The sequence below is a fragment of the Micromonospora sp. NPDC049891 genome (assembly GCF_040660295.1).
GTDB lineage: Bacteria > Actinomycetota > Actinomycetes > Mycobacteriales > Micromonosporaceae > Micromonospora.
Map to the genome: position 1 here is coordinate 1 of NZ_JBFAML010000029.1, position 13,824 is coordinate 13,824.

Genomic DNA, 13,824 nt, shown 5'->3' on the forward strand with positions numbered 1-13,824 from the left:
CTGCAACTGCTCTACCAGGGACGTTCCCCCAACTCCGGTGGCGACTACGGCCTGCTGCCCTACCGTCCCGGACTGCTCACCCTGCAACGCTGACGACACGACACAGATCTGGCTCGACGTGTGCCTGACGTTCGCGGTTGAGGGCGCTCACCGAATCGGATGAGGTCCGGCAGACCCCGCGATCGGATCGGGTGGAGCTGGAACGGACGGGCTCGGTATCAGACCGAGCCCGTCCGGTCGTTGTCGGGCGCCGTTTGCCGGAGCCGCCACGGGGAAGTCCGCCCGTGTGGCGGCGGTGACCGTCGCCGGCAGGAGGGGATGCCGACGATGACGAACCACCCGTCCACCGCACCGCCCGTGAGTGCCGTGGACGCGCCGGCGCGGCTGACCATCGGGGTGGAGGAGGAGTTTCTGCTGCTGGACCCGGAAACGGGAGAGAGCCTGCCGGTCGCCGACCGGGTGCTGACCGCCCTGCATGGTGCGGCCCGCGAGCAGAGCCGGCAGGAGTTCCGGCACAGCATGGTGGAGATGGTCACCCCCGTCTGTGCCGACCTGGCCGACCTACGGGCACACCTGGTCAGGCTGCGGCGTGCCGCCGCGGAAGCGGCGCGGTCGGCGGGAGCGCAGCTGGTCGCGGTGGGAGCCACCCCGGTTCACGAGTCGCACCGGACAGTGCCGGATGAGCCTCGCTACCACGCCATGTCCCGCCGGTTCGGTCCGGTCGCACACGATCCAGCCGTCTGCGGCTGCCACGTGCACGTTGGTCTGCCGAACCGGGAACTGGCGGTGCAGGTCAGCAATCACCTGCGGCCGTGGTTGCCGGTGGTGCAGGCGCTCACCACCAACTCACCGCTGCACGACGGCGCGGACACCGGCCACGCCAGCTGGCGTTCGATGCAACTGGAGCGTTGGCCGAGCATCGGTCCCACCCCGTACTTCACCTCCGTCGCCGAGTACGACGCGACGGTGGCGGAACTCGTCGACGCGGGGATCATGCTCGACGCGGCGATGGTCTACTGGTACGCCCGGCCCTCGGCCAGCTATCCCACCGTGGAGATCCGGGTGGGGGACGTCTGCCCGGGGGTGGACGACACGGTGCTGGTGGCGGCCCTGGTGCGGGCGCTGGTCGCCACCATGGTCGACCAGGTGCGTGCCGGCGTTCCGGCACCCCGCCTGCGTAGTTGCCTGCTCGCGGCGGCGCACTGGCGGGCGGCCCATGAGGGGCTGGACGGCCGGCTGATCGACCTGTGCGGTGGCGGTGCCCGCCCGGCGTGGGACCTGGTGGAGGAGCTGTTCACCACTGTGGCACCCGCGCTGGTCCGACACGGGGACCTGTCGTACGTCCTGGAACAGCTGGCCCGGCTGCGCCGGGACGGCACCGGTGCGGCCCGGCAGCGGCGGGTCATCGCGCGCACCGGTGGAGACGTTCGCGCGGTCCTCGACCACCTCGCCGCCGAGACCACCGCAGGCTGAAACCGCAGCCGGCACCCTCAGCGGATGCCGTGGGTCTGTAGCCAGAGTTCCAGCAGGCCCAGCTGCCACAACTTGTTGCTGCCCGCGGCGGCCTGTGCCTGTTCGGGATCGGCGAGCAGCGCGTCCACGTACGCCTGCCGGAACAGTTCCCGCTCGCGCGCGGCCGGCGCCCGCAACGCCGCCACGACGAGGTCGCGGACCGGACCGTCGACGTTGCGCAGCGCCGGCACCGGAAAGTAGCCCTTCGGCCGGTCGATCACCTCGGCGGGCAGCACCTCGCGGGCGACCTCCTTGAGCACACCCTTGCCGCCGTGGGCGACCTTGTGCTGCGGCGGACAGGCTGCGGCGAGAGCGACCAGGTCCTGGTCGAGGAAGGGCGTACGCACCTCCAACCCCCACGCCATGCTCATGCTGTCCACCCGTTTGACCGGGTCGTCGGGAAGCATCAGGTGGGTGTCCAGGCGCAGCACCGCGTCCAGAGCGGTCTCCGCGCCCGGGGCGTTCAGCTCCGCGACGACGAGGTCCCGGCTGGCGTCGACGTCGACGGCGTGAGCCGGACCCACCACCCGGGTCAGCTCGGCGTGGTCCCGGTCGAAGAAGGCGTCGGTGAAGGTCTGCGCCGCGTCGGCGCGGGGCACCCGGGTCAGGGGCTGGTGGTAGCCGTACCCGGCGAACACCTCGTCGGCGCCCTGCCCGGACTGCGCCACCTTGACATGTGCCGCGACCTGCTCGGAGAGCAGGTGGAAGGCGACCACGTCGTGGCTGCCCATCGGCTCGGTCATGGCCTCGATCGTCCGGCGTACGGCGGGTACCAGGTCGTCGTTGGATAGCTGGATGCGGACATGATCGGTGTCGTACGCGCGGGCGACCAGATCCGAGTAGTGAAACTCGTCGCCGGCCTCGCCGTGCCGGCTGTCGAAGCCGATGCTGAAGGTGCGTAGGTGCTGCTGCCCGGCCTCGGCCAGCAGTGCCACGATGAGGCTCGAGTCGAGCCCGCCGGAGAGCAGCACCCCTACCGGCACGTCGGCGACGAGCCGTCGTCGCACCGCGGTGCGCAGGGCGTCACCGATCGCGGCTCGCCAGTCCCGGTCGTTCCAGCCCGCGTGGGCGGGATCCCGGACGTAGCCGGGGCGCCAGTAGACCCGTTCGCGGCTGCGCCCGTCGGCCTCGACCACCCGCACGGTCGCCGGCGGCAGCTTCCGGACACCGCGCAGGATGGTGCGGGGTGCGGGCACGATCGAGTGCCACGACAGATAGTGATGCAGCGCCACCGGGTCGACGCTGGTGTCCACGTCGCCCGCCTTGAGCAGCGCCGGTAGCGTCGAGGCGAACCGCAGCCGGCCCGGCGTCTCGGCGAGGTAGAGGGGCTTGACGCCGAGTCGGTCCCGGGCCAGTACGAGCCGACGTCGGGCACGGTCGATCAGGCCCACGGCGAACATGCCGACCAGGTGGTCGACGAAATCTTCACCCCACTGTGCGTACGCCACCAGGATCACTTCGGTGTCACTTGTCGAGTGGAAGGTGTGCCCGGCGTCGCGTAGCTCTTCGCGCAGCTCCGGGTAGTTGTAGACGCAGCCGTTGAAGACCAGCGCGAGGCCGAGATCCTCGCGCACCATGGGCTGGCCACCCGCGTCGGACAGGTCGATGACTGTCAACCGACGATGCCCGAGGGTCACCCAGCCATCGCTCCACAGGCCCTCGCCGTCCGGTCCCCGGGACCGCATCGCTTCGGTCATCCGGGTCACCGCGTCGGCGTCGGGCGTACTGCCGTCGAACCTCGCTTCACCGCTGATGCCGCACATCACGTTCCGATGTCATGCCTCGCCCCCATGTCTGTCCGGGCGCCACGCCGTGGCACCCGACCGGTACCTCCTACGACGGGTGGCCGTCATTGCCGCTCCAACGACCACCGTCGGCGGGGACGTCCGTGCGGATGGCGGTGTGGTTGCCGTCCAGGTCGTTGTCGAGTACGCGGCAGTCGACGCAGCTGCCGCGATCGGTGACCCAGATCCCGTGGGTCTGGGTGGCCGAGCCGCTGTCGCGGATCAGGTTGCCGCGGATCGTGACAGCGTCGGCGGTGGCGTTGATGGTGATGCCGGCCCGGGCGGCAGGGGCTGCCGGCAACTCGTACGGTGTGCCGGGCAGCGGCGTGTCGGCGCTCCAACTACTGGCGTCGTCGGGCCGGATCGGGGCGAGGGTGAGGGTGGTGGCGTCGTTGGCGGCGACCACGGCGTACCGGCCACCGACGCGGAGCACCTTGCCGCGGTGACCGTCGGCTGGCCAGTCCGCGCCCTGGTCGGTGAGGGTGTTCCGGGTGTAGCGCACGGACTCGCCGCTCCCGGAGGCGGCAGGGGCGCACTGGCGTCCGTTGTTGCGGATCCGGTTGTTGATGATCACGGCGTCACGCAGCGGACGGTCGAACCGGATACCGTCGCGGCTGTTGCCCCAGATGTCGTTGCTCTCGATGACGATCTCTTCGGCTGCGGCCCCGCCGCCGTCACCGAGATCCTGGTGGTGGTAGCCGTGCCGACCGTTCCCGGTGATCCGGTTACCCCGCACCGTGTAGGGGCCGGCGGTGTTGCCGATGTTCACTCCGTCGCGGAGATTGCCGTCGATGACACAGTCGGTGAGCAGGCCGCCCTTGCCGGGCACGCCTGTGGTGCCCTTCGCCGACACCTGGAAGCCGGCCTCCAGGTTTCCGGTCATCGTGCACCCGGTGACGATGAGCCCGTCGGCACCCCAGTCGGAGATGCCGAACCGGTTGCTCTCGGCGTGGCAGCCGGCGATCCTCATGCCCCGTGGCTGGGGTCGGTCTGGGTACTGCATCTCCAGAAAGATGCCGTTTGTCGCGTTGCCGACCGCGACACAGTTGGTGATGGTCAGGCGTTCCATCGGCCCCCACCCGCCGATGCCGACACCGATGCCGGCCCCGCCCATCTCCAGGCCGTTGTCCAGCCGGCCGCATTCCAGCACCCGGACCGCCTCGATCAGGGTGTCCTGGAGGAAGTCGCAGCCGAAGCCGGTGGCGGCGGTGTGGTGAATGAAGAGGTTCCGGAACAGGCCACCGCTCACGTACTGCAACCCGAGCCCTTTGGCCAGCGGGTTGTACTGGGCCGACGCGACGCCTGAACCGTCGATCTCGAAGTCGGCGAAGGTGCAGTACGCCAGCGGCCGGTCCGGGCCTGCCCCGTGTTGATGGGCGGTGTAGAAGGCCAGCGGCACCGCCTGTGACCGGTTGCCCTCGTTGCTCAGGACGAACCGCGTGGCGCCCGGCCCCGCGCCCAACAGCGACACCCCGCTACGCCAGACGGTGCCGGCGTCGCGGATTGCGTACACCCCGGGCGGGCAGTAGATCACTCGTGCCCGTCCGTCGGCGGCGAACGCGTCACCGAGCCGATCCACGAGCGCGGCGAGCGCCGGCTGGTCGTTGGTCGTGCCGTCCCCGGTCAGGCCGTGTTCCCGGGCGTCGCAGAGCAACGGTGATCCGGCCACGGCGTACGGCCGGACACCCGAGGCGGTGACGGTCAGCTGACCTGACACAGGACATCACCCTCCCCGTGACGGCAGGTCGACTGGTCCTCCGTCCCTGACCATCGGGCGTCGTGGGACGGCCGGCCTGCCTCGACGGTACGTGGCCGATGTCCCCGGCGAGGACGGATCGCCGAAGGGGAGCGACAGGTCCCCCGTCAGACGGATCGGACCCGACGGCCGTGGACCCGCAGCGTGCAGGGGGTGGCGCTGATGGGCGCCACCCCCTGCACGAAGGCTGTTACCGGGAGGTGCAGGAAAGGGTTGGTGTGCCGTTGGTGCCGTTCCAGGAACCGTTGAATCCGAAGGTGGCGCTGCTGTTGGCGCTCAAGGAGCCGTTGTGGCCGACGTTCGAGGCGGTGACCGAGGACCCGCTCGTCGTGATCGACGCGTTCCAGGAGTTGGTGATGCTCTGGCCGTTGGGCCAGGTCCAGCTCACCGTCCAACCGGAGATGGCGGTGTTGCCGGCGCGGACGGTGACCTCGCCGCCGAAGCCACCGGGCCATTCACTGGTCTTGCGGTAGGTGGCGGTGCAGGCACCGTTACCGGCCGGCGGCGGAGTGGTGGGCGGCGGGGTGGTCGGCGGGGGCGTGGTGGGCGGTGGGGTGGTCGGCGGCGGAGTGGTGGGCGGCGGGTTGCTGCCCCCGCCGAAGGTCACGTCGCTGCAGATGTAGTACGGCTGGTCCAGGTGGGACGCCTGCCAGATCGTGTAGACGACGTGTCGGCCGGTGCGGTTGCCCGCGTTGACCTGAGCCTCGTAGAGCCCGGTGGTGGGGTACGCGCCGGTGCGGAGCACCAGCTCCAGGCTGTTCCAGGTGAGGGGCTGTGTGGTCGGGTCGAAGCCCTGCTTGGTGATGTAGATGAGCATGTAGTCGGCACCGTGCCGGGCACCGTCGGTGAGCGTCAGGGTGAAGTTGTTGGGCATCGGCTTGGCGGTCCAGGCGCCGACCGTGTCGAGCGAGGCGTACAGCCCGCCCTGGGTACGGCCGCCGCTGCACAGCTGCCCGTCCGGGATGACGGCCTGGTGGTTGCCGCCGACGTTCTCGCGGAACAGGCCGTTCCAGTTCCACATGGTGTTCGGGTTGGCCTGGAAGGCCTGCCAGCACATCGGGTCGCTCTGCGCCATGGCGGGGTTGAGGTGGTCGCCACCCCAGCGCTCCCAGCAGCCGTAGTTGCGGGACGGCGGGTTCGTGACCGACCCGTGCGCCGAGGCCGGGCCGGGCTGGTTGATCACGACCATGGTGAACGCGGCGACGAGCACGGAGGCCGCGCCGACTCCCAGGCGACGTGCTGTTCGTGCGAGTTTCATTGATGCTCCAGTTGATCCGCCGACGCCGGTGTCACTCGCCGGGATGCCCAGTCCCGGGAGGAATGCGTCGATCGACATGACGATCTCAAGACAGGCAGGCAGGTGACTGCGCTGTCTGCCACGGCTTGGCGGCTCCCAACCGCGATGGTACCCATCGTATCCACCCCTGTGAATCTTTTCCGGAAGGGGTCGGGGGCTGTCGGGCCCGTGCCGGTTGAGGTGCGGATACGGACTTACGGTGCAGGAGGCGCAAGGACCGCAGCGGGTAGCCAACCGGTCCTCACCGCCGAAGCGTGATCAGGAGATCAGCCTGCCGCTTCGTCTCGACCGGCGGGCGTGGTCGCGGGCGTAATGGGAAGGCGGTCACCGTCAGCCGGACCGCCGAGGAGGATTGGCCGTGACGGACACCTCGCCCAGCAGGTCGAGCAGCGACCGGACCGACGGCGGCTTCGCCGTCGTGGAGATGTTCACCTCCCAGGGATGCAACAGTTGTCCTCCCGCCGAAGAGGTGCTGTCCGAGATCGACCAGAGCGCTCGGGAACGGGGTCGACCCGTGTACGCGCTGGGCTTCCACGTCGACTACTGGGATCACCTCGGGTGGGCCGACCCGTACGCCGACGGGGCGCACACCCGGCGGCAGGAGGACTACGCCCGGGCCTTCGGTTCCGGCGGCCTGTACACCCCGCAGATGATCGTCAACGGTACGACCGACTTCGTCGGCTCCGACCGCCGGCAGGCGTCCGCGGCGATCGAGTCCGCTCTGGCGACGGCGGCGATCACACCGCTGACCCTGTCGGTGACCGAGACGGACGGCGACGAGACGCACCGGCTCACGGTGGACTACCAGGTCGACCGGGTACCGGCGCTCGGAACGATCAACATGGCGGTCGTGGAGCGCGGTCTGGAGAACGACGTCCCCCGAGGTGAGAACGCCGGGCGGCGGCTGCGCCAGGACGCCGTGGTCCGCGCCTTCACGTCAGAGAGGATCAACGGGGATCTCGGCCAGGTCGAGCTTTCGGTGCCGGCAACTCTCGATCCTCGCCGCGCCATGGTGATCGGGTACGTACAGAATGACGGCCACCGAGCCATCGTCGGCGCTGCCGCCGTCCCGGTGGCGTCATGACGACGAACCTGACGATGCAGCTCCCACCCATCACCGTCGATCGTTGGGTGAACTCGCCGCCGCTGACCCCTGACCTGCTGCGCGGTCGGGTGGTCCTGGTGGACATCTGGGAGTACACCTGCATCAACTGGATACGCACCGCGCCGTTCGTCAGGGCGTGGCACCGCGACTACGCGGACCTGGGCCTGACCGTCATCGGGGTGCACGTGCCCGAGTTCGTTTTCGGCAGGGAACCGGGCAACATCGATCAGGCGGTCCGCGATCATCAGCTCACCCACCCCGTCGCGATCGACAACGACTACACGTTCTGGCGGGCGCTGCGCAACGACGCCTGGCCGGCGAAGTACCTCTTCGACGCGGACGGGCGACTCATCGACCGGTGGGTCGGCGAGGGCGACTACGAACAGGTGGAGTCGGAGATCCGGCGACTGCTGACGATCTGGACGCCGGGCGTCGAGCTGCCGCCGGCCAGTCGGGAGGTCACGGCCTTCGCCGTCGCCGGGGAGCCCTCCTACGTCGGCGTGACACCCGAGACGTACCTGGGCACCGACCGGGGAGTGCCGGGCACCTTCGTCCTGGCCGGCGAGTGGACCGCCAGCGGCGAGTACGTCGAACTGGGCAGCGGTGGCGGCGAACTCGCCCTACCGTTCAACGCCGGCGAGGTGAACCTCGTCGTCGACCCCGGACCGGCCGGGCCGGCCGCCCTGCGGGTGCTGCTCGACGGAAGCCCGATCGGCGACGAGCGTGGTGCGGACGTCGGCGCGGACGCGGTGGCACGAATCGACCGGGCGCGCATGGTCCGGCTCGTCGCCGGGGCGTCCCGGATCGACCACCTGCTGACCCTGACGAGCGACCAGCCGGGGTTGCGGGCGTACGTCTTCACGTTCGGCCCGTAGGGCGTCCCTGAGCTACCGCACGGCTCAGTTGAGCCCGTCCTGGCATGCCCGGGCGAGCCGTCGCTGACGGGTCAGCCGTCGCCACAACCCGAGCGGCGGCGCGAGGGCGGTGCGCGCAGGTGCCGCCGTCACGGCCAGGATGCCGTCGGTCACCTCGCCCCGGGTCGTCCACGGGGTCCACCGTTCGAGGTCGGGGGCGGAGAAGTCGTGCCCCAGCAGCACCGCCGGGCCGTTGGCCGGCAGCCGTCCCGCGAGGCTGCGCACCCGGACCGCCTCGGTCGCCTCGCGGTCGGGCCGGGCCACCGAGTCCACGTGCAGGTGCTTGTCGTCGCGGGCGACCGCCAGCACCTCGCCGACCCCGCCGACGCGGACACCGACGGTGGTCGCCGAGGCGACGTCCAGCGCCACGATCAGTCGGGGCAGGTACCACCAGTGCTCCCGGCGTAGCAGTGGTGAGTCGATAAGCGCCCGGGCCGGCGGGTACTTGCGCAGTTCCTGGTCGAGCAACCGCTCCGCGAACAGCGCGCCGTCGCGATCCTCGGTCAGCCGGGGCCGGCCGGTCACCGCGACCGGCCGCCAGCCACGCCCGGTGAGCCGGTCGTCGGAGACGACAAGCGCCGCGACCGGAGCGGTGGCCAGCCTGCGGGCCAGGCCGACCTCGGCGTACGGGAACGCGACTGCGGGCCGGTCGCCGAGCAGCAGCGGCGTGACCGGCCGGGCCTGTGGTCGGCCGTCCCGGTCGAGCCAGGCCAACTCGCCAACGGTGGCAGCCTGGATCGCGCGGCGAACATCCGTATCCACGTCCATGTGTTCAGAGCCGTTCGGTTGACCTCGGATTGTGATCCCCGTTACATTACCGGCAGGTTTCGGGATCTGCACACGAGCGCCCGCCCAGGTGGGCTGCAAGGAGGCAGCCGTGTGCCCGCCATCGTCGTCGTCATCGCGGTCATGGCGATGTTCGCCCTCGGCTACCGGTACTACTCGCGTTACCTCGCCGACCGGGTGTACGGGTTGGACCCCGCCTACGTCACCCCGGCGCACCGGTTCGCCGACGGAGTCGACTTCGTCCCCACCAACAAGCATGTGCTCTTCGGCCACCACTTCACCTCGATCGCCGGAGCCGCCCCGATCGTCGGCCCGGCGATCGCGGTGTTCTGGGGGTGGGGCCCGGCGTTGGCCTGGGTGGTGTTCGGCACCATCTTCGCGGCCGGCGTGCACGACTTCGGGGCGCTCGCGGTCTCGGTACGACACCGGGCGCGCAACATCGGCACTCTTGCCGCGGACGTGATCAGCAAACGGGCCCGTACGTTGTTTCTGCTGATCATCTTCTTCCTGCTCACACTTGTGAACGCGGTCTTCGCGGTGGTGATCGGCAACCTGCTCGTCGCGTATCCGGGCGCGGTCATCCCGATCTTCGTGGAGATTCCCCTCGCCATCGCGATCGGTCAGTACATCTACCGCACCCGCAGCGCGGCGCTGGTGCCGTCGCTCATCGGCGTGGCCGCGCTCTACTTCCTGATCTGGGTGGGCAACCTCTACCCCATCGAGATCACCGGGTTGGCCGACACGCTGGGCTTCGAGCGGACGCGTGACCTGTGGGTGATCATCCTCTTCGTCTACGCGTTCATCGCCTCGCGCCTGCCGGTCTGGTTGCTGTTGCAGCCGCGCGACTACATCAACTCCCACCAGCTGTTCATCGCCATCGCGGTGATCTTCGCCGGGGTGCTGGTCGGGATGGACCGGATCGTGGCGCCGATGTTCAACGACGTACCGGCCGGTTCACCGAGCATCTTCCCGTTCCTGTTCATCACGGTCGCCTGTGGGGCGATATCCGGGTTCCACTCGCTGGTGGCCTCCGGCACCACCTCCAAACAGCTCGACAAGGAGACCGACGCCAGGTACGTCGGCTACGCCGGGGCGATCGGCGAGGGCAGCCTCGCCCTCGGGTCGATCATCGCGGTCACGGCCGGGGTCGCCGCCACGCGCGCCGAGTGGGAGGGGCTGTACGCCAGCTACGCCGAAGCGTCAGGCGGAGCCACCCGCAACTTCGTCAACGGCATCGCCAGCTTCGCCACGAACCTCGGCATCGAGTTCCAGCTCGCGACCGTCTTCGCGGCGGTGGTGGTGATCTCGTTCGCGGCCACCACGATGGACACCGGCGTCCGGTTGCAGCGCTACATCGTGCAGGAGATCGCCGAGTTGGTCGGGTGGCGGCGGCTGTCCCGTCACCTGACTCTGGCCGGGCTGCTGGCGATCGCCGCACCGCTCACGCTCGCCCTGCTGCCGGGCGGCGGGGACGCCGGCTACACCTTCGGGGTGCTGTGGCGCCTCTTCGGCACCACCAACCAGCTCACCGCCGGGCTCGCCCTGGCTGTCATCGCGGTCTGGGTGCTGCGCCGTCGGCGCAACCCGGTCGCGGTCATCGTGCCGCTGGTCTTCCTGCTGGTGATGACGACCTGGGCACTGATCGTGCAGTTGCGCGAGTTCGTGGCGGCCGACGAGTGGGTGCTGGCACCGCTGGACGCCATCATCTTCGTCCTCGCGCTCTGGCTGATCGTGGAGGCGGTGCTCGCGCTGCGGCGCGCCAGTGGCCAGTCCGTCGAGCCGGACGCGGACGCCGGGCCAGGCCCGGACAGCAGCGGTGCGGGTGCCACCGGACCCGAGCCGGTCGACAAGTCGCAGCAGGCGGTCGGTGCCGAGTCAGCAGCCGGTGCCGGCGCCACCGACGATCGCCGCTGATGGCCCGGCACCGGGTCCTGCTGATCCGACCGTGGGACGCCACCGGGGCCGGCTCCGGCTGCTGCACCGGCGCGGCCGGCATCTGCGTCGAGGGCCGGCACGAGGATCCGGCGCTGGCCCGGCAACGGGCCGACCAGCGCCCGTTGGGCGAGGTCTACCAGGTGGTACGCGCCGGTCTGCCCGCCGAGATCGCAGTGGAGATCGTCGACCCACGTAACACGCTGTTCCTGTTGCCGGCGATCGTGCGCGACGGTCGCCGGCACCGGCGGCCCTGGCGCGCCCTGCTGCGAGACCTGGTCCGGGGTACCGGGTACGCGGCGATCATCGTGGACGGCCGGGTGGTGAGCGAGTCCCGCCTACCCCCGGCGGAGCAGGCCCTGCACATCGTCCGCCGGGCGCTCGACTCGTCGGCCGCCCTCAGCCGCCGCAACAGCCACCGGTCCGGTCGGTAGCCGGCCCGTCGGTGCTGACCAGGTTCAACGGTGCGGTGAGCAGACCGCCGCTGATGCCGGTGGCAAGGCCCTTGCCGGCCGGCTCGGGCACCGGGCCGCAGCAGTCGTCACCGGCGACCGAGTCGGCGGGGTTGCTGTTGCAGACGCCGGTCTCGGGCAGGTCGATCTGGACGTCGCGGGCGGCCTGCCAGTCGCCGGCGAGAGCGGCGACGACGGAGCGGACCTGCTCGTAGCCGGTGGCCATGAGGAAGGTGGGCGCGCGGCCGTAGCTCTTCATGCCGACGGCGTAGCAGCCGGGTTCCGGGTGGGCGAGCTCGTCGACGCCGTGCGGAGGGACGGTGCCGCAGGAGTGCTCGTTGGGGTCGATCAGCGGAGCGGGGGCGCGGGTGGCACCCATGATCGGATCGAGATCCAGGCGCAGCTCGGCGGCGATCGTGTGGTCGGGCCGGAAACCGGTGGCGGCGACGATCCGGTCCACCGTGACCTGCTCCTGGGCGCCGTCGGGGCGTCGGACGATCACCGCGACCCGGCCGTCGGCGGGGTTGATCGCGTGGACGGAGAATCCGGTGAGCAGGCGGATGCGGCCGGCGTCGACGTGCGCGCGCAGCCGGGAGCCGAGTGCGCCGCGAGCGGGTAGCGCGTCCGCGTCGCCGCCACCGTAGGTACGCGTCGGTGACAGCGATCGGATGGCCCACGTGACCTCGGTGCCGGGTGCGATGGCGGCGAGTTCGGCGAGCGAGAGCAGGGTGTTGGCGCCGGCGTTCAAGGCACTCGGCGATCCGGTTCGGCTGCAACTGATGTCGATGACCGCCTCCGCCGAGGGTGGGGAGGTGTCCGTCTGCGACCTGACTCCGGCCTTCGACCTGACCGGGCCGACGATCTCGCATCACCTGCGGACGCTGCGAGAGGCGGGTCTTGTCGACTCCGAACGACGTGGAACCTGGGTCTGCTACCGGGCTCGACCCCAGGTTCTGCGGCAACTCGCCGCCCTGCTGGCGGTCGAGCCGACGCTTCCCGCCGACCGGTAGATCGGGCGGGGAATCCCACCTCGGACGTCGACGTTTTCTCCTGCGTACGAGGTGAGGCCCGAGCCGAGGAGAAACGGACATGAAGGTACGCAGTTCCCTCCGGTCGCTGAAGCGGAAGCCGGGTTCGACAGTGGTGCGCCGACGCGGCCGGGTGGTCGTGGTGAACCGGGTCAACCCGCAGTGGAAGAGCCGCCAGGGCTGAACTGGTCAAGAGACGATCGGCGCCGCTCCCGCTGGCCCACCGGCACCGCGCCGGGCGCGGTCCCGTCGGTGTCCCGGGGTGGCTGCCGGTCGTCATCGGGTGGCTGCGGCGGTGAGATCCAGGTGACAAGCACCACCGAAATGATCATCAGGAGAAACCACGACGCCAGCTTCGTCAGTGACACCGGGTGCCAACCGTCCAGCTGGCTCGGATAGAGCCACGCGTTCGACCAGGTGGCGATGTTCTCCGCGAGCCAGATGAAGAAGGCGACGAGGACGAAGGCCAGCAGCAGCGGCATGCGCCATCGGGCCCGGAATATGCGGAAGTGCATGACACAGCGGCCGAACACGAGCGCGACAACCGCGATGAGCAGCCAGCGCACGTCCGGCAGGTAGTGGTTGGCGAAGAAGTTGAGATAGATCGCGGTCGCCACCAGGGCCGTCAACCAGCGCCGCGGATACCGCCTGAAGCGCAGGTCGAAGAGCCGGTTCACCCGCACCAGGTACGAGCCGACCGCGGCGTACATGAAGCCGCTGAACAGGGGCACCCCGCCGAGCCGGAGCACGCCGTCGGGCTCGTACGTCCACGAGCCGATGTGGGTCTTGAACAGCTCCATGACCGTGCCGACGAGGTGGAACAGGACGATCACCCGTAGCTCGCGCAGGGTCTCCAGACGCCCGGCCACCATGGCGACCTGAATGGCGACGGCCGCGACGGTGAGGACGTCGTTGCGGGCGACGGTGGCGTCGTCCGGGTACCAGAGGTGCGCCGCGCAGATGATCGCCAACATGGCGGCACCGAACACACACGCCCAGGCCTGCTTGAGCCCGAAGACCACGAACTCGGTGAGCCAACCGGCCGGACCGTGACGCGGCAACCGAGCCAGCCCCGCGCGGAAGCGGGCATCGATCGCGCGTTCGGCAGTGGTGAGGGTGGCCCGTCCGTCGGGGGTGTGCTGCATCGCCCCGAGGTTAGTGCCCGCTGCGCGGCGGAGTCCGCACCCGCCGGCGCGAAGAGTCGGCCGGCACCGCGCCGACCTCGCCGTTCAGCGCCGAAGCGGACCCGGCCGGTGGT

11 protein-coding genes and 2 pseudogenes are annotated in these 13,824 nt (G+C 70.3%); 7 read left to right on the plus strand and 6 right to left on the minus strand.

Annotated elements, in window-relative coordinates:
- The first annotated feature begins 327 nt into the window (after positions 1-327).
- On the plus strand, positions 328-1,473 hold the full coding sequence (locus AB0I71_RS26960) for a glutamate--cysteine ligase (protein WP_357589213.1): 1,146 nt from the start codon (positions 328-330) through the stop codon (positions 1,471-1,473).
- Positions 1,474-1,490: 17 nt separating this feature from the next.
- Here the strand turns inward: AB0I71_RS26960 and AB0I71_RS26965 are convergent, their stop codons facing one another.
- The 3 genes from AB0I71_RS26965 to AB0I71_RS26975 all read right to left on the minus strand — a co-directional run bounded on the left by AB0I71_RS26965 (position 1,491) and on the right by AB0I71_RS26975 (position 6,310).
- The gene (locus tag AB0I71_RS26965) at positions 1,491-3,275 is read right to left on the minus strand and encodes an N-acetylglutaminylglutamine amidotransferase (protein WP_357589215.1); all 1,785 of its coding nucleotides are present in this window, start codon (positions 3,273-3,275) and stop codon (positions 1,491-1,493) included.
- Between the two features lie 70 nt (positions 3,276-3,345).
- The gene (locus AB0I71_RS26970) at positions 3,346-5,013 is read right to left on the minus strand and encodes a right-handed parallel beta-helix repeat-containing protein (RefSeq protein ID WP_357589217.1); all 1,668 of its coding nucleotides are present in this window, start codon (positions 5,011-5,013) and stop codon (positions 3,346-3,348) included.
- Positions 5,014-5,242: 229 nt separating this feature from the next.
- Positions 5,243-6,310 carry a lytic polysaccharide monooxygenase gene (locus tag AB0I71_RS26975; protein ID WP_357589219.1) on the minus strand — a complete coding sequence of 356 codons (1,068 nt, stop codon included), beginning with the start codon at positions 6,308-6,310 and terminating at the stop codon, positions 5,243-5,245.
- Between the two features lie 397 nt (positions 6,311-6,707).
- On the opposite strand from AB0I71_RS26975, the gene AB0I71_RS26980 reads away from it, so the two are divergent.
- Positions 6,708-7,433, plus strand: coding sequence for a DUF1223 domain-containing protein (locus tag AB0I71_RS26980; RefSeq protein ID WP_357589221.1), 726 nt, complete (start codon positions 6,708-6,710; stop codon positions 7,431-7,433).
- The gene (locus tag AB0I71_RS26985) at positions 7,430-8,329 is read left to right on the plus strand and encodes a redoxin (protein WP_357589223.1); all 900 of its coding nucleotides are present in this window, start codon (positions 7,430-7,432) and stop codon (positions 8,327-8,329) included. Before AB0I71_RS26980 ends, AB0I71_RS26985 begins: the two co-directional genes overlap by 4 nt.
- Before the next feature lie 24 nt (positions 8,330-8,353).
- On the opposite strand, the gene AB0I71_RS26990 is transcribed toward AB0I71_RS26985, so the two are convergent.
- Positions 8,354-9,136, minus strand: a complete 783-nt coding sequence (locus AB0I71_RS26990) for a pyridoxamine 5'-phosphate oxidase family protein (protein ID WP_357589225.1) — start codon at positions 9,134-9,136, stop codon at positions 8,354-8,356.
- 111 nt (positions 9,137-9,247) lie between these two features.
- Between AB0I71_RS26990 and AB0I71_RS26995 the strand changes: the two genes are divergently transcribed.
- Positions 9,248-11,068, plus strand: a complete 1,821-nt coding sequence (locus AB0I71_RS26995) for a carbon starvation protein A (protein ID WP_357589227.1) — start codon at positions 9,248-9,250, stop codon at positions 11,066-11,068.
- Complete coding sequence (locus tag AB0I71_RS27000) at positions 11,068-11,520, plus strand: hypothetical protein (RefSeq protein ID WP_357589229.1); 453 nt, start codon at positions 11,068-11,070, stop codon at positions 11,518-11,520. The genes AB0I71_RS26995 and AB0I71_RS27000 overlap by 1 nt, the downstream gene beginning before the upstream one ends.
- On the opposite strand, the pseudogene AB0I71_RS27005 reads toward AB0I71_RS27000, so the two are convergent.
- Positions 11,486-12,274, minus strand: a pseudogene (locus AB0I71_RS27005) (flavoprotein); the annotation flags it as partial. The gene AB0I71_RS27000 and the pseudogene AB0I71_RS27005 overlap by 35 nt on opposite strands.
- Between AB0I71_RS27005 and AB0I71_RS27010 the strand changes: the two are divergent.
- A pseudogene (locus AB0I71_RS27010) lies at positions 12,270-12,548 on the plus strand (metalloregulator ArsR/SmtB family transcription factor); the annotation flags it as partial. The pseudogenes AB0I71_RS27005 and AB0I71_RS27010 overlap by 5 nt on opposite strands.
- 79 nt (positions 12,549-12,627) lie before the next feature.
- Complete coding sequence (locus tag AB0I71_RS27015; RefSeq protein ID WP_204008814.1) at positions 12,628-12,750, plus strand: 50S ribosomal protein L36; 123 nt, start codon at positions 12,628-12,630, stop codon at positions 12,748-12,750.
- Here the strand turns inward: AB0I71_RS27015 and AB0I71_RS27020 are convergent.
- Positions 12,719-13,711: a DUF817 domain-containing protein gene (locus AB0I71_RS27020; RefSeq protein WP_357589231.1), complete on the minus strand. Its 993-nt coding sequence runs from the start codon at positions 13,709-13,711 to the stop codon at positions 12,719-12,721. The genes AB0I71_RS27015 and AB0I71_RS27020 overlap by 32 nt on opposite strands.
- Positions 13,712-13,824: the final 113 nt, after the last annotated feature.